Origin of the sequence: uncultured Gemella sp. (assembly GCF_963515875.1) — a bacterium.
In the GTDB taxonomy this organism is placed as follows: Bacteria; Bacillota; Bacilli; order Staphylococcales; family Gemellaceae; genus Gemella.
Map to the genome: position 1 here is coordinate 1 of NZ_CAUPZX010000031.1, position 20,778 is coordinate 20,778.

The 20,778-nt window shown below is 30.9% G+C and carries 12 protein-coding genes and 7 tRNA genes; 3 read left to right on the top strand and 16 right to left on the bottom strand.

Annotation, left to right across the window (positions count from 1 at the left end; genetic code table 11):
- Positions 1-345: 345 nt before the first annotated feature.
- Positions 346-4,695 (bottom strand): PolC-type DNA polymerase III, encoded by a 4,350-nt coding sequence (locus tag RWL85_RS06105; RefSeq protein WP_314086099.1) that lies wholly within the window; start codon positions 4,693-4,695, stop codon positions 346-348.
- A 301-nt stretch (positions 4,696-4,996) separates the two neighbouring features.
- Entirely contained in the window at positions 4,997-6,697 is a 1,701-nt protein-coding gene (locus RWL85_RS06110; protein WP_314086102.1) for a proline--tRNA ligase, read from the bottom strand.
- 493 nt (positions 6,698-7,190) lie between these two features.
- Here RWL85_RS06110 and recU point away from each other — a divergent pair, with 493 nt between their 5' ends.
- Positions 7,191-7,766, top strand: coding sequence for a Holliday junction resolvase RecU (gene recU / locus RWL85_RS06115; RefSeq protein ID WP_314086105.1), 576 nt, complete (start codon positions 7,191-7,193; stop codon positions 7,764-7,766).
- 6 nt (positions 7,767-7,772) lie between these two features.
- Positions 7,773-9,941, top strand: a complete 2,169-nt coding sequence (locus RWL85_RS06120) for a transglycosylase domain-containing protein (RefSeq protein WP_314086108.1) — start codon at positions 7,773-7,775, stop codon at positions 9,939-9,941.
- A gap of 31 nt (positions 9,942-9,972) precedes the next feature.
- Here RWL85_RS06120 and RWL85_RS06125 read toward each other — a convergent pair whose 3' ends face one another.
- The 7 genes from RWL85_RS06125 to gshAB form a co-directional block, all read right to left on the bottom strand.
- Positions 9,973-10,656 carry an acylneuraminate cytidylyltransferase family protein gene (locus tag RWL85_RS06125; RefSeq protein WP_314086110.1) on the bottom strand — a complete coding sequence of 228 codons (684 nt, stop codon included), beginning with the start codon at positions 10,654-10,656 and terminating at the stop codon, positions 9,973-9,975.
- A gap of 465 nt (positions 10,657-11,121) precedes the next feature.
- Positions 11,122-12,405 carry an MFS transporter gene (locus tag RWL85_RS06130; protein ID WP_314086113.1) on the bottom strand — a complete coding sequence of 428 codons (1,284 nt, stop codon included), beginning with the start codon at positions 12,403-12,405 and terminating at the stop codon, positions 11,122-11,124.
- 183 nt (positions 12,406-12,588) lie between these two features.
- Entirely contained in the window at positions 12,589-12,957 is a 369-nt protein-coding gene (locus RWL85_RS06135; RefSeq protein WP_314086116.1) for a DUF956 family protein, read from the bottom strand.
- Positions 12,958-13,065: 108 nt separating this feature from the next.
- A complete protein-coding gene (locus RWL85_RS06140) occupies positions 13,066-13,989 on the bottom strand; it encodes a PTS system mannose/fructose/sorbose family transporter subunit IID (protein ID WP_314086118.1) in 924 nt (307 codons plus the stop codon).
- 16 nt (positions 13,990-14,005) lie between these two features.
- Positions 14,006-14,812, bottom strand: a complete 807-nt coding sequence (locus RWL85_RS06145; RefSeq protein ID WP_314086120.1) for a PTS mannose/fructose/sorbose transporter subunit IIC — start codon at positions 14,810-14,812, stop codon at positions 14,006-14,008.
- Between the two features lie 24 nt (positions 14,813-14,836).
- Positions 14,837-15,820 (bottom strand): mannose/fructose/sorbose PTS transporter subunit IIA, encoded by a 984-nt coding sequence (locus RWL85_RS06150; RefSeq protein ID WP_314086122.1) that lies wholly within the window; start codon positions 15,818-15,820, stop codon positions 14,837-14,839.
- A 423-nt stretch (positions 15,821-16,243) separates the two neighbouring features.
- Positions 16,244-18,496: a bifunctional glutamate--cysteine ligase GshA/glutathione synthetase GshB gene (gshAB, locus tag RWL85_RS06155; RefSeq protein ID WP_314086124.1), complete on the bottom strand. Its 2,253-nt coding sequence runs from the start codon at positions 18,494-18,496 to the stop codon at positions 16,244-16,246.
- Between the two features lie 199 nt (positions 18,497-18,695).
- On the opposite strand from gshAB, the gene RWL85_RS06160 reads away from it, so the two are divergent.
- Positions 18,696-19,988 carry a cytidine deaminase gene (locus RWL85_RS06160; protein ID WP_314086125.1) on the top strand — a complete coding sequence of 431 codons (1,293 nt, stop codon included), beginning with the start codon at positions 18,696-18,698 and terminating at the stop codon, positions 19,986-19,988.
- A 92-nt stretch (positions 19,989-20,080) separates the two neighbouring features.
- On the opposite strand, the gene RWL85_RS06165 is transcribed toward RWL85_RS06160, so the two are convergent.
- From RWL85_RS06165 to RWL85_RS06195, 7 genes are all read right to left on the bottom strand, one after another.
- A tRNA-Glu gene (locus RWL85_RS06165) sits at positions 20,081-20,152 on the bottom strand.
- Positions 20,153-20,194: 42 nt separating this feature from the next.
- Positions 20,195-20,267, bottom strand: a tRNA-Lys gene (locus RWL85_RS06170).
- 1 nt (position 20,268) lies between these two features.
- Positions 20,269-20,344 (bottom strand) — tRNA-Gln (locus RWL85_RS06175).
- A 10-nt stretch (positions 20,345-20,354) separates the two neighbouring features.
- A tRNA-Tyr gene (locus tag RWL85_RS06180) sits at positions 20,355-20,438 on the bottom strand.
- Between the two features lie 13 nt (positions 20,439-20,451).
- Positions 20,452-20,527, bottom strand: a tRNA-Val gene (locus RWL85_RS06185).
- 7 nt (positions 20,528-20,534) lie between these two features.
- A tRNA-Glu gene (locus RWL85_RS06190) sits at positions 20,535-20,609 on the bottom strand.
- A 7-nt stretch (positions 20,610-20,616) separates the two neighbouring features.
- Positions 20,617-20,693: transfer RNA gene (locus RWL85_RS06195), tRNA-Asn, on the bottom strand.
- Positions 20,694-20,778 lie beyond the last annotated feature (85 nt).

Below are 20,778 nucleotides of genomic sequence, written 5' to 3' on the forward strand. Positions count from 1 at the left end.
TTTTCCAAGTTGTTTCCTCCATCTCTATATTTACATTTTATATCACATATAATACTACCACAAATTAAAAAATAAATAAAGTTCGAATAATTATTTTAATATTTAATTTATGAAAATATATTTATTTTATCACTAAATAATATAAAACTAATTCTATTTACATAATTTTATTAATATTAAATAATCTTTGTTTCGTTAATATTTTTTGTTTTTAGCTCTACATTAAAATGTTATTCTACAAAGTAAAATAATTTCGCAAATATAACATCTTAATTATTTTATCATTTTGTAGAATAACACTCTTTTTTTATAATTAATTGTACTTTAAATGAATAATCCTGTCATTTACAATTCATCGAAAAATGATAATTGAGCTTTTTCAGGTAGACCTTTTAATGTCCCCATCTCTCTCAAATACTCTACCACAGTTGATGATACACTTCCTCGTTTTGAAAAATCTTCGATTGACAGGAAAGGCTTCTCTTCCCTTGCCTGGACTATTTTATTCGCTACGTTATCACCTAAACCAGGAACAATAGAAAACGGTGGAATTAAAGTATTTCCTTCAATGATATAGTCATGACTTGCTGATTTTTCTAAATCAACTTTCGAGAATGTAAATCCTCTTTCCATCATCTCATTAGCAATTTCATAACTTACAAGAGCATCTTTATCTTTATTCGATAATTCATTTTTATCTGTAGTTTTTATTTCTTTAATTTTTGCTTTTAATGTTTCTGCTCCCTTAACAACCGTAATAATATCAAAATCACTCGCTCTTACTGAGTAATAAGCACAATAATATATAAGTGGTTGATGTACCTTAAACCACGCTATTCTAAGCGCCATAAGTACATAGGCACATGCGTGGGCTTTCGGGAACATATATTTAATTTTTTTACATGAATCAATGTACCAAGCTGGAACATTATTATCAATCATAGCTTTTTCGAAGTCTTCTGATAAACCTTTACCTTTCCTTACGCTTTCCATTATTTTGAAAGATAATCCTTCTTCAAGACCTGCATGAATTAGATATACCATAATATCATCACGACATCCAATTACATCCTTAAGTTCACAAGTACCATTTTTGATTAATTCTTGAGCATTCCCCAACCAAACATCTGTACCATGAGATAACCCTGATATTTGAACTAATTCTGAATATGTAGTCGGCTTCGTGTCATCTAGCATCTGAATAACAAAGTTCGTTCCAAATTCAGGAATACCAAATGTCCCACTAGCTGAATCCACTTGGTCTCTAGTCACTCCAAGAGCTTCAACTGTCGAGAAAATACCCATTACTTCTGGATCCGATACATCTATTGTTTTAGGATCAATACCAGATAAATCTTGAAGTTTTCTTATCATAGTTGGATCATCGTGTCCAAGTATATCAAATTTTAAGATGTTATCGTGAATAGAGTGGAAATCGAAGTGAGTTGTTCGCCATGGACTCGTTTCATCATCAGCTGGGAATTGATATGGAGTAAAATCGAAAATATCCATATCATTTGGCACGACTAGTATCCCTCCAGGGTGTTGTCCTGTTGTTCTCTTAGATCCTTCACATCCTGCTGCAATACGTTCTATATCTATACTTCTCTTCTCTATTTCATTTTTCTCATAATAATCTCTAGTGAACGAATAAGCTGTCTTTTCTGCAACTGTCGAAATTGTTCCTGCTCGATATACATAATCCTCACCAAAAATTTCTTTCGTAAAGTTATGTGCGGTAGCTTGATATTCTCCAGAGAAGTTTAAATCTATATCAGGTACTTTATCTCCATTAAATCCTAAGAATGTTTCGAAAGGAATATCTTGACCATCTTTAATCATCTTCATATCACAATGCGGACAATTCTTATTCGGGAGGTCAAACCCCGATGCGTATTCAGCATTTAAGAAGAATTCACTATGTTTACATTTTGGACAAACATAATGTGGCGCTAGTGGATTAACCTCTGTAATCTCCATCATCGTAGCAACTAATGATGAACCAACAGATCCCCTTGATCCTACAAGATATCCATCATCAAGTGATTTTTTAACAAGTTTATGAGAAATTAAATAGACTACTGAGAATCCATTACCAATAATAGAGGCTAGTTCTTTTTCTAATCTCTTCTCTACAATCTCTGGCAACTGTTCTCCATATATTTTATGAGCCATATCATAACTTAGATTACGAACTTCATCTGCTGCCCCTTCAATATTTGGTGTATATAACTTATCTTTTAACGGAACTACTAACTCAATCATATCGTTAATTTTATGAGTATTTTCTATAACTATTTCTTCTCTTAATTGTTCATCAAGATAAGAGAATTCTTTTAACATTTCTTCAGTTGTTAAAAATGTTGTCATAGGTTTTAAATCGCGAGCCCCAGGATTACTTTTCACCGTTAGTCTTAATATTTGGCGATAAACATGTTGATATTCATCTAAATAATAACAGTCCCCTGTTGCTACAACAATTTTTTCTTTTTTCTTAGCTAATTGAATTAATTTTTTCAGAATTTCTTCTAATTCCGATGTATTTGCTATTCTCTCATTCTTTATAAAACTCTCGTAGTGATTTTTAGGTTGAATTTCAATATAATCATAAAAATCAATTATGTCTTCTACCTTAGTTTCTTTTGAATTTAATAATTCTTCAAATACTTCGTTATCACTATTACCACTACCAATCAATAAATCTTGGCGGTATTGTTCTAATAAACTACGTGGAATAGTAGGTTTAGCAGCATTTAAGTACTTAGTGCAACTATACGAAACCAATCTAAATAAATCTTTAAGGCCTTTTGCATTCTTCACTAAAATTGAGCAAGGAAAAGTTCTTGAACGCTTATGTGCAAGCTCCAAATCAATCTTTTGATCAATCTCATTATGGTATTCAATGCCAAGTTCATAAAGTTGATCTAACATTTTCACAAAAATTTCTGCAGTAGCTTTTGTATCGTAAATAGCCCTGTGGTGTTGCACTAGACGAACTTTGTAAAGTTTTGCTAAATTACTAAGACCATGCCTTTTAGCATCTTTATTCTCAGCACGAGAAACGAATAATGTATCGATAGTTGCATTATTTTTGTTTTCTAATCCTAATCGTTCAAAACATGTATCTAAAAATCCAAGATCAAACTTTGCATTATGGGCTACCAATATGTCATCTTTATCTAACCAATTATAAAAATTAGTCATAACCTCTTTTTCTAAAGGAGCATTTCTAACATCATCATTTGTAATACTAGTAATTTTGGTAATTAATTCTGAAATAGGTCTTTGCGGATTAATATAACTTTCAAAACTATCTATCTCAGCTCCATTTTTCACCTTAACAGCCGCAATTTCTATTAGTCTGTCACGTTCAGCAGAAAGACCAGTAGTTTCAACGTCAAAAACAACATAAGTTGCATCTTTTAATTTAAGTTCTTTTGGATTTGTTGTAGCTGTAATACTATCATCCATAATAAAAGCATTTAATCCATATATTGGTTTGATTTCCTTGCCTTTTGAACTTAAGCAAATTTCTGGATACGCCTGAACTCCATAAGTATCAGTAAACGCAATTGCTTTGTGTCCCCAATCAATAGCCCTAGCTATATATTCTTTCGCAGAAGAAATACCTTCTAGCTGACTCATTTTTGTATGAGTATTTAACTCTATTCTTTTTTTACCACTATAATTATCTTTTTTCTCTTCTTTTTGTGCTACTTCAACAGATTTAGGTTCAATTATCGTATCTCTTAAATATGGATCATTACTCACAGTTCCATGGATTTTAAGCCATTGCCCTTTTTTAATCCCTTTTACTAAATCTATAAGCTCATTTTTACGTTTATTTTGAAATTTAGAATTTGGATTGTTACCAAATAGCCTTAAAATGATAGAATCACTATAATCTGTAAGTTTTAATCGATATTGACTTGAACCATTTCTGTGTACAATTTCTTCCGTGCCAAAAACTTGTGCCATTATCGTTACATCACCAGAATATCCTACAACATCCTTTATCTCTACGATATCTTCATCACGTATTTCTTGGCCATAGCGACTTACCCCGCCTCCGCCGAAGGCAGCAAATTTTTTCTCAGGTTCTTTTGGTTTTCTTTCCGCTTCTTTTTTCTCTATTTCTTCTAATTTTACTATTTCCTGAGAAATCTTTTCCTCTTGACTTTCTAATACCGCTTCAACATCTGTTTTAGAGAAATTAGGAACTATATCTTTAATCGTAATACCAAGATTCAAATAACTATTTATAATTTGTTCTTTTCTATCGTTAATAAAATTATTCCAAATAGATGGAGCCATTATCTTCATTGTTAATACACTATTATTAACAGCAATTTCACTAAACAAAATACTTTCTAGTAACACCTGAGATATTTCTGAGAAATTCTCTAGTATTATATATTTCCAAAATTCTTTAATTTGTTCATCAGTTACTTCATTGCTTACTTTTAAGCGATAATTAACGATATAATCTCCTAAAAAACTCTCTCTTATTTTTTGAATAAGTAATGTAAGTTCATCTACTGATGGTAAATTTTCTCCACTAAAATTAAACGTCCATATTTTGTTTTTATTATCTTTTTCTATATTATCTAATGAAAAATTTATAAATTCCGAATTGGCTAATTGTTCTTCTAATTCTAATGTTTTAACTAATAAAGAAAAATGTCTATTACTCATGCTTCCTCCTATTTTTATCCTTGTTTATCGCTCATAATAAGCTTTTTTATACATCAAAAACTTTTAATACTATATATCCACGTGAAAAATCCAGATAATACTTCAAAGTCAAAATTTCTAGTATTTAACTTTTAACCATTAGCTTGTCTTCATAACTTCACAAAAGATTTCTAATTTATTTTATTCTTAAAATGTAATATACTCAATTTAAATTATACTAAAAATACCAACCAAAAACAAATTGTTATTTTCTTACAACCATTTATTTTTAGTTGGTATTTATTATTTTAACTACGTAGCACTATTTATAAAATGCTTCAACTTTTGCTAATACATCAGCAACTTCTGTATCAACTTTTTCTAAAGTTTTTCTTTCTTTAACTTCTACGATTCCTTCTGCGGCTTTTTTACCTACAACAACTTGTAATGGAATACCAATTAAATCTGCATCGTTGAATTTAACACCTGCACGTTCTGCTCTGTCATCATAAAGTACTTCATAACCAGCAGCAGTTAAGCTAGCATATAATTCTTCACTAAGTTTTACTTGCTCTTCTTTCTTAACATCTACACATACTAAATGAACTTGATATGGAGCTACTTCTTTAGGCCAAATAATACCTTTATCATCACTATGTTGTTCAATAATAGCTGAAATTACACGAGTTACCCCAATTCCATAGCATCCCATGTAGAAGTGATTTGCACGTCCATTAGCATCTAGGTAAGTAATATCCATAGATTCTGAATACCCTTTACCAAGTTCAAAGACTTGTCCTACCTCGATACCTTTAGCGAATTTAACCGGTCCTGATAAATCCTCAGCTAAATCCCCTTCTTCAATCATACGAAGATCATAGTGAGCTTCTACTTCATAATCTCCTGGATTTACGTTAATATAGTGGAATCCTTCTTTATTTGCTCCACAGCTGTGATTATACATGTATTTAATAGCATTGTCACCAATTACTTTACAGTTTTTAATACCAAATGGACCCATGTAACCAACAACACTTCCCATTACTTCTACGATTTCCTCTTCAGTAGCCATTTCTACTTCAGAAGTTCCTGTAGCTTTCATAAACTTAATATCATTAAGTTGATCGTTACCACGCATAAGAACTAAATAAAATTCTCCATCTGCTTTTAAAGCTAATGCTTTCATAGCGCGGTTAACTTCAACTCCACAATATGCCGCGATATCGTCAATTGATTGTTGATTTGGAGTTTCTAATAAACTACGCTCTTTTTTCTCAAAACCAGTAGGTATAGTATAATTTTGTTCAACTACCGCCGCAGTTTCAATATTTGCTGCATAATCACTCTCTTCAGTATACACAATAGTATCTTCCCCAACCTCTGCTAAGGCTTGGAATTCGTGAGTGTAACTTCCTCCGATATTACCAGAATCAGCTTTTACTGCACGATACTTAAGCTCAAATCTATCAAAGATATTACTATATGCTTGATAATAGTCATTATATGTTTCTCTTAGTGATTCTGGTGAATCATGGAATGAATAACCATCTTTCATAATAAATTCTTTACAACGTAATAAACCTAAACGCGGACGAATTTCATCACGGAATTTAGTTTGAATTTGATATAAGTTCACTGGTAGTTGTTTATATGAAGTTACCATATTGCTTACTGTTTGACAGATAATTTCTTCTGCAGTTGGACTTAATGCATATCCTGCATTTTTTCTATCTGTAACACGAATTAATTCGTCCCCCATTTTATTCCAACGTCCAGATTTTTTCCAATATTCATCTGACTGTAAAATTGGCATTAATAGTTCTACAGCACCAATTTTTTCATGTTCTTCTCTTATAACTTTTTCGATTTTTTGAATTACTTTTGTTGCTAAGGGAAGATGAGTATAAACTCCTGCAGATACCTGCTTCACCATCCCCGCTTTAATAAGCAACTTATGACTTGTTGCTTCTGCAGAGGATGGTACTTCTCTTGTCGTTGGAATAAATGTTCTTGATTGTCTCATAACAATACCACCTCTCATTTTTAAAATTAATTATATTATACCACAATTAGAATAATTTTTCTCAAAAAAATTAATTTTTTTTAATAATATAGTGCTAAAGAATAAGAATTTTATAGAAATAGTTTTAACTTATAATCTACAAATAAGAAGCACCTTTAAATATACCTTTAATAATAATTTCATTCACTTCTATAAAATATTATCCTATACTTATAAAAAATAAATAATACTAATATTTTTAATTTTTTCTATAAAAATATTAAAATTGGACTTTATATCTTAATTAATATTACTTCTCAAATTTAGTTAAACATTCTCTCATTCACTACTTAATTTCGAATTTTGTTTTATTTAAGGTCAGATTAATTATCCTACTTCTTAATTAATCTGAAATATATATATTCTAAATTTATACTAAATTTCAACTATTTGTAATTTAAATTTCCTTTATAATATAGTATAATATATAAGATAATTATTTATGGAGGGATATATGTTCAATTATCCTAATAGAAAAAGTAATTTTATTCAAAAAACAAAATATTCTAATCGTGGAATGGAACTCGAGGATGATATAAACTTTGCGAATAAATATTACTTAAATAATGATATTGCAGTAATTCATAAAAAACCTATCCCCATTCAAATAGTGGAAGTAAATTATCCTAACAGAGCAAGTGCTATGATTACGAAGGCATTTTATAAAACTCCTTCTACTACAGACTATAACGGATTGTGGAATGGTAAATATATTGATTTTGAAGCTAAAGAGACTAACTCTACTACATCATTTTCACTTAATAATATTCATGAACACCAAATTGAACACATGAAAAAAATTTTAAATCATGGAGGAATAACTTTTATTATCGTTAGATTTAAAAAAATTGATAAAACGTATATTCTTCCATTTAAACAATTTGTATTTTTTCATGAACGTGCAAAAAATGGTGGTAGAAAATCAATAAAACTTTGTGAATTTGAAGAATCTGCATTCGAGTTATCATTCAACTATAAGATCAGATTAGATTACTTAACTATTATAAAAAATAATGAAAGTGAGTTTTAACGTCAGATGAAAACTTTATTTAAATATATTAGTTCAATCTTTTTTTCAATCTGCTTAGTATTATTCTTTATTGTATTAATGCTATTTGCTCGTGAATTAAAAGATGTTCCTGATATTACTCAGGCTAATTTACAAGATCCGCTATCGTCGGAAATTTATGATAAAAATCTTAATTTAATAGCAACAGTTGGAGCAGAAAAACGTGAATACGTATCTATTAATGACATTCCAAAAAATATTACAGAAGCAGTTCTTACAACCGAAGACTCAAGATTCCAATCACATATTGGAATAGATCCTATTCGACTTATAAAAGCTGTTTTAGTAAATATTCGTTCAAATTCTGCTCAACAAGGTGCAAGTACAATTACTCAACAAGTAGTAAAAAATTCATTATTAACATCAGATAAATCTCTTCAACGTAAAATCCAAGAGGCATATCTATCTCTAAAATTAGAAAATAGATATACTAAAGATGATATAATGGAAATGTATATGAATAAAATATACTATTCAGATGGACAATATGGTGTTAAAACAGCAGCTAAGTACTTTTATAACAAGGAATTAGATCAGTTAACTCTACCTCAAGTTGCACTTTTAACTGGTATGCCACAACAACCAATCTTGTATAATCCTTATGATTATCCTAAGCAAGCAAAAGAACGTCGTGACACTGTATTATATGCACTTTTAAGTAATAATAAAATTACTGAAGATGAATACAACAACGCTGTAAATACTCCTATCACTGATGGAATCGTTGAAAAGACAAAAGAAGAAAGGGCTAATCAACACAGTTATAACCCTAAATTTGCTGCGTATATAGATCAAATAACAAAAGAATTAAAAGAAAATCAAAACTTTGAAAATATAAAAGATCCATTATCAATGGGATTAAAAATATATACAAACTTAAATCCTGAGCTACAGATTTATGTCCAAGATATGTTAGACAATCAATCAGCTCCAATGCGACGACACGCTTCTCAGGCAGCTATCTCTGTTTTAGACACTAAAACTGGCCTTATAGAAGCAATTGGCGGAGGAAAAAACTATAAAGCAGGTGGTTACAATTATGCTGTTGATGCTCGTGTTCAACCAGGATCATCTATTAAACCTCTTATAGACTATGCTCCCGGTATTGAATACTATGGTTGGGACTCTCAAACAACATTTTCTGACACACCTTATCAAATTGCTGGAACCAACTTTTATATCCAAAACTGGGATAGACTTTACCATGGAACAGTTCCTATGAGTAGAGCTTTAGCATGGTCATATAATATCCCAGCTGTTCGAGCATTTGAAACAGTTGGTTATGAAAGGGCGAAACACTTCGCTGAAAAAATCGGAATTCCTGTTTCTAAGGATGAACCTACTACAGCAATCGGTGGTAACGTCGATGGTGTTTCTACTTTACAGATGGCTGGTGCCTTTGCATCATTTGGTAATAAAGGTTATTACAATAAACCATCTACTATAGTTAAAGTCTTTAACGCTAATGGTAAAGAATTACCTAACATGAAAGAAGAACCTGTAAAAGCAATGTCAGAAGAAACAGCTTATCTTATGACTAATATTCTAAAAGGCGTCTTAACTAGCAATGGTACATCTCCGAATGGTAAAGTTGCAAACTTTGACATGGCAGGTAAATCTGGATCTAGTACATTCGACGATTCTGCGTTTTACAATCACGGAATAGATGTTGTAAACTCTACTAAAGATAGTTGGATGATTGGATACACGACTGATTATACAGTCTCTGTATGGCAAGGTGCTGATATGGTAGACTCTGCTGCTAAAGCACTATCTTCTGAACAAGCACAAACTACGCAAGTAATAATGGCTGATATAATGAAAAAAGTATCCGATAAAAAAATACCTGCTGCATTTGAAAAACCTGCAGGCATTGAAACAAAAAATGGTGTAGAATATTCAAAAGAAAGAAATACCGAAACAGATCACATGTATGCTGGTAGTGATAAAGATGCTGTATATCAAGCTGCTATCGCACAAAAACAAAGAGAAAATCGTTCACCTTTAACAACAGTATTTAATTCACTTACAAATTCTACACAATCTAATCGTACTCAAAATCAAGCAAACTCTCGTACAATTACCGGTAATAATAATCGAACGCCTAGTACTATTAATCAAAATACAAGAAGATAAAAAGAGAATCGCGTCACAATCGCGATTCTCTTTAATTTTCTAAAATATAATTCTTATATAACTCTTCACAAATATAAAAATCAATTTCATCATCTATATCAAAACTAAAAATCTTTTCCATTTCATAAACCTTAGTTTTTTTTGTATAAAAAGTCTTATCTCTCAAGTAATTATTTTTTGTAGACATCCACATCGAACCATTAGGGTAAATATAGCTAGGTTCATCTTGCCTTTTATAATCTCCTCCATGTCGTGAAGGTAGTAAATAACCATCATTTAAATTCATAAACAAACTCTTACTGTATTTCAGTTTACTAAAAGACACTATATGATCACAATCCTTAAACATCTTCATAACTTCTTCTATATGTTCAATCTTTCTAAGTGGCGAGGTTACTTGTAAATTCATAAATATAAAATCTTCTTTTATATTATTAAATAGACACTCCAGTGTTTCATATGTTGTTGAAGAATCTGATGCCACTTCTTTATTCCGTATTATATATTTACATTTTTTTCCATATTCTTCTCTACATAAGTCTAAATATACTTGAGAATCAGAAGAAATCCATATCTCATCAAATAGTCCACTTTTAATGGCTATGTCTATTGTATAAAAACATAAAGGTTTCCCACAAAATGACTTAATATTTTTATCTGTTAAGCCTTTTGAATTTTTTCTTATTAGAATTATCGCTATTTTTTTCAATTTCATACCACTTTCTTATTTCCTATTATTTCTTCTTTCACTTTCAATTATATCATCTTAATGTATTCAATACTATAGTTTCAATATATTAAAAATGTAATAGATTTAAAACCACACAATAATACCCCTTTTACTGGTTTATCCAATAAAAAGGGTACATATGAAGCTATCACTACTAAAATTTTAAGTTATTATCTTCCCGTGTTTTAGAAATTAAATCCCTCATAATTTTGTATTTTGTGATGTAGAATTTGTTGTTAAACTTTGCATGCTAGGTTTTACAAAAGTATAATATCCTGTAGTTATCGCTGATGCTCCTACTACTCCAATTAATGCTGTTTTTTGATTTTACCCATTCAGTTGCTCCACTATTACTATTTACTGCTAATCATAATATATTTTAAGTATATACCTAACTAATCTGAATTCAAAAAAATCTTTAGAGGGAAATTCACCTCTAAAGACTTTAAATTATTTTTTAGGTCTAGTTTCTGGTAGTATCAAAACAAAAATTATATAAATCATACTACCCAATAAATAAAATAGAATCGATGCATTATACCCCAGGTTATTCAATACTAAACTCCATGAAAAGTTAAATAATGTATATATTGCATATCCAAATGCCCAGAAAATTCCGAACATGATTGTCAATCTTTGGGAATTTATTTTAGGTAATTCGTACGGTAAGTTTAAATATACAGGATATTGTGAATACATAAAGAAACCTGATAAGCTAAACATAGCATATGATAATACCGAATTAGTTGAAACAAACATCAATCCTAATGCCATAAATCCTATCATAAAAATACCATGAGCTATTAAGAATGGTTTTCGTCTGAAATTTAAATTTCTCGTCACTAATAGACTAAATGCTGTTCCCAAAATTCCTCCAAGAGTTACAGTTAATATCATAAACTCAGGTTTGAATTGTGAATTATGTGCATGTTCTGCTACTACCCTTGGTAATGAAACTAATGGCATAACATATAAGAACAGGAAACCACCAAATCCTAAAGAAAATACATAAATAAATTTATCTTTAAATCCATCAGCATATGTGTACTTTTTCGTTTCTTCTTCGTGTAATATTTCTTTTGACTCTATTAACAATTTATAAACAAAATAGTTTGGGTGTTTCCATGTAATTGTTGGCTCAAAGTCATGAGAAAATATTAACCAACAAATAAATAATAATATACTAAATATACTGAATCCAATCATTGTATAACGCCAATCTGCTATGAATTGCTCTTTAAATATTAAAAATAAAATTGCAACCAACGCAGCGCCTACATTATAGGCTGCTGTTATTATAGCACTAGTAATTATTTTTTTATCACTTGGAATAAATTTAGCTACAAAAGAATTTATAAATACAATTATCATTGATCCACCAAATGCCATTATCATTCTTGAAATTGTATATAGCCAATAGTTATGTGTAAAAATTGCAAAGAATGAAAAACATAAGCAAAATAGCGCTAAAATCGCAGCTTTTTTTGGATGTAATTTAATTAATATAAATGCTGCTAATAAATTAGCTATAATTCTTGCTATTGTTATTGTATAGTTTACAACCTCTGAAATTATAGGCGAAACTTTCTGGCCATTAAAATAGTGATCCGTTATTTGCTTCGATAAGTTTGATCCTGCTACCCAGTTTGTAGCAAATACTACATATGCAGTAATAAGAATTGCAAACATTAAAATCCCCTGTTTTCTGCTAGGAGAATTTGATAATATTTCCATTATTGTACCTCTTTCTTTATTATAAATTACTACAACTTTTCACTGTTATAATACTGACTATCTTTAATACAATAATAGTGTAATATAAATCTCATGAAAATGCAAGGAAAATTTTATTTTTACAATAATTTTCATGAAAAAAGTTTTTTGTTTACATAAATAAAAAAGACTAATATCTAAGTATTAATCTTTCTTCTGAAATAAATTTTTTAACGATAGCATTGGTTTATTCCTTACTATCTTCTCATTCCCTAAAAACTCTCTCATCTCTTTTAAACATTTACCAGAATTTTTGACAATAAAGTTGAAACTCCCTGATTTTTTTGTATCAATGAAAAATCCACGTATATACTTGTCTCTGAAAAACATTTGAGCACGTACCTTATCTATTTCCGTCCATGGTATTTGAATATAATCTTCTAGATTTCTATGATTATAAAACTCGAATGCCTTATCACCTATCATAACATCACCATGTTTATTTCCTATAGATCCAGTTAAACAATTAGCTTTAGATGTATAGACTACTTTTGAATTCATCGACATTACCATAAGTTTTTCTCCTCTTATATTTAATTATAATATTTTTGAACTATATTTGACAATTTATCTTTAAAAAAAGGAAGTTGAGACTATTTCGACTCAACTTCCTAAACTTTATTACATTACACCTACTACGTGAGCAATAACTCCTAGAGCAAATAATCCAAAGATTATTACTACTGGGCTTACTTTACGTTTTAATAACCACATACAAACGAATGTTAATAATAACGCTGCAAATCCAGGAATAAGTTGATTTAAGTTATCTTGTAATGTTGTAACTTTTTCTGGTGTTAATGAGAATTTACCGCTTGTTGCTTTTGTAACAATATCTTGTAATACTTCACCAGTAATGTGTGTACCTTTTTCTGGGAAGTGAATAAATGCTTTTTCATCTAATTGTACTTTAGAAACAACTAATGGGAAACTGATGTTAGTCCAACGTTGAACCAAGATACCCATTACGAACATACCAAGGATTGAAGCTCCTTTTGTAATTGTTTGTAAAATACCACCTGAAAGGTCACTTGTAATTTCTGAACCTTTTTTATAACCAAATTCTTGTGTATACCATAAGAATCCAATACGGATTAAGTTCCATGCGATAAAGAAGAATAATGGTGCAATAATTGAACCACCAGTTGCTAACGAAGCTGCGATAGCTCCAAGGATAGGACGAACTGTAAACCAGAATACTGGATCCCCAATACCTGCTAATGGTCCCATCATACCAACTTTAACCCCTTGGATTGCTGCATCATCAATATCAGCTCCATTTGCTTTATCTTCTTCTAAAGCAAGTGTAACCCCTAGAATAGGTGCTGCAATATATGGGTGAGTATTAAAGAACTCTAAGTGACGTTTTAATGCTAAAGTAGCATCTTCTTTATTTGGATATAATTTTTTAAGCGCTGGGATTAAAGCAAATGCCCAACCACCATTTTGCATACGTTCATAGTTCCATGAACCTTGAAGGAACTGAGAACGTAACATAACGCTACGACGATCTTTTTTACTTAATGTAATTTTTTTCTCTAACATTTGTAGTTCCTCCTTATTAATAATCATTTAAGATATCGCCTAGTGGATCTCCAGATGAAGTATTTCCACCACCGCCACCTTTGTTTTTAGAAAGGTTTAGGTAAATAATAGCTAAACATAATCCAATGATACCAGTTGCGATTAATGTTAATTGGCTAATTGGTGCTAATGCAAATCCTAAGAAAAAGAACGGCCATACTTCTTTAGTTGCCATTAAGTTGATAACCATTGCGAAACCAACTGCAACTACCATTCCTCCACCGATTGCCATACCTTCTGTGAACCATTTTGGTAATGCTTCAAGGGCTTTTTGAACTACTGATGATGGAATGAACATTAATAACCCTGCTGGAATAGCAACACGTAATCCTTGAGCTGCAAGTGCTACGTAGTGCCAAAATTCAACTCCACGGAAGTTACCTTGTTCTGCCGCACGGTCAGCTTGGTGAACGATAACTACTGATAATGTACGAACTACCATAGTAAGTACAAGACCAACTGTAGCTAGTGTAACAGCTGTTGCAATCGCAATAATTCGTCCTTCAGCTGAGAAATCTCCAGCTTTAATGAAAATAATAGCAGATGCTACTGATGCTAAAGCTGCATCGGGAGCAACCGCTGCTCCAATATTAGCCCATCCAAGTGCTAATAATTGAAGAGCTCCACCTAAAATAATACCTTCTGATAAATGTCCTGTTGCTAAACCGATTAATGAACAAGCAATAATTGGTTGATGGAATTGGAATTGGTCTAAGATACTTTCCATACCAGCTAATAACGCAACAATAAGGACCAAAATAACTGTTAGAATACTAAATTCCATAGTGTCCTCCTAAATACTATTTAATTATAATTTTAAACCTTCACTTGATTTAGCTTCAATAAGCTTGAATAAATCTGATGGAGAATCGTTTGATACTTTACGAACATCAAATTTCACACCTAAATCACGAAGTTTTTTGTATACTTCTACATCTTCTTGATCTAATGATAATACGTTGTTAACTTGAACTTTACCAACTGAGTGAGCCATAGACCCGATGTTTAATTCTGGAATCTCTACTCCTTTTTCGATTACTGCAAGAGCATCTTGTGGTGTTTCAAATAATAATAATGCTTTTGTATCACCAAATCTTGGATCATTATAAACTTGAACAAGTTTATCTAACGGAATTACGTGTGCACGCACTCCTGGAGGAGCTGCTTGCTCGATAAGTTTCTTACGTAATTCATCTTTTGAAACTGAATCTGAAACTACAATAATTCTGTTTGGATGAGTTGCTTTTGTCCAGTTTGTTGCAACTTGTCCGTGTAATAGACGAGTATCAATACGGGCTAATACAAACTCGATTTTTCCATTTCCTAATACTGTACCTTCAGGAATCGCTCCTTGATGAGCTGTTTGTGTACTTTCAGCTACCGCTACTTTTGGTTGAAGTTCTTCAGGACGAACTTTAACCCCATCAATAGCTGTTGGTGTAATTGCTTTTGCAATCTCGTGAGCTGTTGTCATTGTAAATCTACTAGCATATGCTTCAATTAGCATAGGTAAGTTTAATCCCGCTACAATAGCTCTTTTCTCTGGTGCTTCTTCAAATAACTTATTCGCTTGATTAAATGGACTTCCACCCCAAAGATCGACAAGGAAAAGAATTTCTTCAGAATCTACTTTAGCAATAGCTTCTTGAAGTTTTCTTTGCAAGTCTTCTGGTCCTTCACTTGGCATAAATACAACTGCTTCTACTTTTTCTTGTTCACCAAAAATCATAGAACCTGATTGTTTAATTCCAGCTGCGAATTCACCGTGACTCGCGATGATAATTCCTACCATCTTAGTACCTCCTTTTGTTTATTACTTAATATATTATGACGTGTATACCTTTGCATACACATAGATTATATCATTTATTATTTTTTTTGTAAATGTTTTAATTTTCTACCTTCCAAACATTGTAATCGATTTCCAACGTTAGTTATTTCTTTATGATTATTTATTTTTTTATTTATCTTTGACAAATACTTATATTAAACATTTTAAAACAATATATATTTTCATTTACATTGTTCACTATAATTAAATTACAACATAAAAATATTATTATGAAAATATTATTTTCATATTTACATTTTATGTGTAAGAGTGATCTTAAATATAAAAACTAGAATTTCAAAATTAAATAAATAGAATCACAAATTAATATGTGATTCTATTTAAAAAAAGTATATATTTATGTTTAAAAATTACTAATATTTATTAAATATCTTTTTCAGGAAATAGCATTCTTAATACATTTAAGGATAATCGCCTAGATTCTCCTGCATGAGGATATATGTGCATCATCATCATAGGATTAAAATTAGCTTCAATTACTCCATAATTATCCTTACTACACTCATCTTTTATATTAGGTATTATCAAGTCAACTCCACAAACTTTTGCCATCATTGCTTCTGCTATTTCTACTGCCAGCTTTTTGTAACTCTCATGAACTTCATTAGTCATATCTATAGAATCTCCACCTGTACTAATATTTGAATTTTCTCTTAAATATGCCACTTCACTCTCAGCTAATATCGATTCAAAATTTAATCCTTGTTCTGATAACTGTAATTGTTCAATTTCACCAAGCTCAATTTTTTTCAATGGTGTTTTCTTAGCATCACCTCTTAAGGGATTAGAATTTTTTATTTCAACTAATTCTCTAATTGTATGTTTTCCATCCCCTATTACATTTGCTGGTACTCTTAATAATACTGCTTCTGTTTTTCCTTCTATAACAAAAAATCTATACTCTGTTCCCTCAATAAATTCCTCTATTAATATGTCTTTGTCTTCTTTTAATGCAAATTCTATAGCTTTTGTATAATTCTCAAATGAACTTGTTCCGTTTTTAAAAATTGTAATTCCTAATCCAAAATTTGTGCTTTTCGGTTTAATAACAATTGGTTTATTTTTTATGTAATTAAATTTTTGTAGTGCTTCTTCTATACTAGAAACTTCATATCCTTTAGGAACTCTGAAACCTTTTTCTTCTAAGACTTTTTTAGTTACTACTTTATTTTCCATGATTAACGGAGAAATATAACTATCTTTACTTGTCATATTACCATTTTTTACATATTCTACATGTTCTTTATTTTCTAAACGAATAAATTGATCATTTTCATCTATGATACTAACTTTTAGACCACTTTTTATTGCATCTTCTATTACAGCTTGTGTCGAAAGTTCCATATTTGAATATGCACTAAGTGAATAATATTCTCTTAAAGCATCTTCTTTATATTGTTTAGCAAGGTTCAATCCGACATTTAAAATACTATTTTCTTTTTCATATTCTCTTAATAACCTAGCCCCAATAGTTAATTCAGGATTTAGAAGTTCATCTATCTTCTCATTAATTAAATCAATATCACTTTCATATAATTCTAATTCAGTAACTAGCTCTTTCATTTTGTTTAATAACCATAAACCTTCTTCTTCATAAGCTACTTTTTCAAATGGATGTGATAACGATATTTTTTCACTATATTCATAACCTAGAGACTCCGAAGTACATTTATCTACTTCCTCTAACCAAACTAATGTTTTTATAAATAAATGGACAAACCTAATATCTTTTTCTAGAATACCGAATGGTGCAAATGGATTTAAATCAAACAGCCTAAATTCAATATATTTTATTCCTTGATGTGGGAATTTTAATATTGTGTTTGCTCCTCTAAAACGTACACTTGAATAAAATTCTTTTTCTGCTATTAGCTTACCATTTTGTACATATCCAGTAATATCTTCAATGTATTTTTCTAACGAACCATATGATACTTTTATATCTTCTTCATTTACATAACCAAATCTACTAGTTCTTAAACTTCGTACAAAATCAGATGGTTTCACACCATTTATAAAATACTTATCTTCTGCCAGTGGAGAAGCTCCGTATAGATATATCAATAGCCATTGATATCTAATAAATTGTCTAGCCAGTTTTAAATATACTTCATTTTTTGTACTAACCAGATCTTTTTTCGTAATCATAGAAATTTTTTCCATAAAATTATCATCAAGTTGGAAATTATAATGAATTCCCGATACCATTTGTTTATATTTACCGTATTTTTTTACTAGATACTCCCTATACTCAACATCTGATTTTTTCTCAAATTGCGCTACCCTAATTTCTCCCTCATTAGGCAATAAGGCAGGAATACTAAGCGGCCATATATACTCGTCTTCAGGAATATTTTTTAAGAATACTTCATGAATTGCATTTAAAACTCTTAATACATCTTTTTCACTTTTTTCTGGGGTCGTTATTAATTCAACCTGCGATTCTGCAAAATCTGTCTGAATATAAGGTTGCTCATGTCTAACACCAAATACTTTAGGATGATCCGTTTTTGATATTTGACCATTTGGTAATACACGTTGTCCCTCTTTCTCCAAGCCTATTACCACATTTGAAAATAGTTCTTCTAAATTATTGTTTTTAATTATATCTCTCATTATCATATTTTATCACTCTCTACATACAATTTTGTCACTTTCTATCTTATCATAAAAGCATAATTAATAATAGAATTTTAGCTCAAATACAACCATATTTTAACAAGCTCTTACAATATTTTATTACTTATGATATAATCAAATTAAACTTAAGAAAGGAGTACGAAATTCGATTATAAATCGTATTTCTAATATTAAAATGATTAAATTAATTGCTAGTGATATGGATGGGACATTATTAAATAATAATCATAATATTCCAAAAGAGAATGTAGAACTTATAAAATTTGCGAAAAAACATGGTATTGAATTTGTAGTTGCAACAGGAAGAGCCTACTATGAAGCACTTCCTGCATTAAAAGCAGAAAATATTAGTTGTGATGTAATAAGCTTTAATGGGGGTATAATATACGATAAAAATGGAAAGATTATTAATATTACTCCGATGGAATTAAAAGATTTATATTATACTATAGAAATCTTAAAATCATTAGATATAAGTTATCAACTATATACTAAAAATACTATCTATACTAATAGTATAGAGACAGATATAAATGCATATATTGACCTTATTAAAGCCAATGGGGAAGAGCCAAATGAACAACATTTGAGAGAAGAAGCAAAAAATAAATTAAAACTTGGTTATATAACTGAGGTTGATAATATAGAACTTTATATGAGCCAAAAAGATAATCCAGCTATAAAAGTAATAGGTTTATCAAATGACAAATCAAAACTTAAAAATGCTACTGAACTTTTAGCTGGTAATACAAACATAAGCGTTACCTCGTCAGGTGCAAATAACATTGAAATAATGGATAAAAAGGCTACAAAAGGAGAAGCACTAAAAATTGTAGCTGAAATTAATAATATTAGTCTAGAAAATACAGTCGCTATTGGAGATAATCTTAATGATCAATCAATGTTGGAAATTGTAAAATATAGTATAGCAATGAAAAATGGTAACAAATTGCTTAAGGATAATGCTAAATACATTACAGATAAAACAAACACTGAAGGTGGTGTAGCTGATAGCGTAATGAAACTTCTTAAAGAACATAATGAATTTTACGAAGACATAAACCAAACTTTAGTTGAAGCTGCCATTGAAGCTACCAAATATGCTTATGTACCATATTCAAACTTTAAGGTTGGTGCTGCAATATTAGCCGATAATGGAAAAATCTATACAGGTTGTAATATTGAGAATGCCAGTTATTCTCCAACAAACTGCGCTGAAAGAACAGCTATTTTCAAAGCAGTAAGTGAAGGTGTAACAAAATTCAAAAAAATAGCTGTAGTTGGTGGTCCTAATGGAAATCTAGAAAATTATTGTCCTCCCTGTGGTGTTTGCCGTCAGGTAATATCAGAGTTTGCCGATAAAGATTTTGAATTAATCTTAGGAACATCTTCTCGTACCTATGCTGTATATAACTTCTTCGAAGAAGTATTGCCACTTAGTTTTACTGCAAAAGAATTAAATAAATAATATTAAAGTCGTTATGAAAAGTTTCCATAACGACTTTAATTTGTATACTATAAATAAAAAAAGTCGTAACATAAGTTACGACCAGGTTAAGATGACCCGTACGGGATTCGAACCCGTGTTACCGCCGTGAAAGGGCGGTGTCTTAACCACTTGACCAACGGGCCAAAAAATATAAAGGCTAAATTAATAGCCTTATATTTAATTAATGAGCCATGAAGGACTCGAACCTTCGACCCTTTGATTAAAAGTCAAATGCTCTACCAACTGAGCTAATGGCTCATGGCTGGGATACCTGGATTCGAACCAGGGGAATGACGGAGTCAAAGTCCGTTGCCTTACCGCTTGGCTATATCCCAATATTAAGAATGGTGGGAAGAAGTGGATTCGAACCACTGAACCCGAAGGAGCGGATTTACAGTCCGCCGCGTTTAGCCTCTTCGCTATCTTCCCGGCTTATTTAAAATGGTGGAGGTTAACGGGATCGAACCGCTGACCCCTTGCTTGTAAGGCAAGTGCTCTCCCAGCTGAGCTAAACCTCCGTTCAAATGGTGACCCGTACGGGATTCGAACCCGTGTTACCGCCGTGAAAGGGCGGTGTCTTAACCACTTGACCAACGGGCCAAAAAAATGGCTCCACAGGCAGGACTCGAACCTGCGACCCTCTGATTAACAGTCAGATGCTACTACCAACTGAGCTACTGTGGAATAATAAGTCTAAAGCTAATGCTAAAGACCTCAAAAGCCTGGCAACGTTCTAGTCTCACAGGGCGTAAGCCCAACTACATTCGAC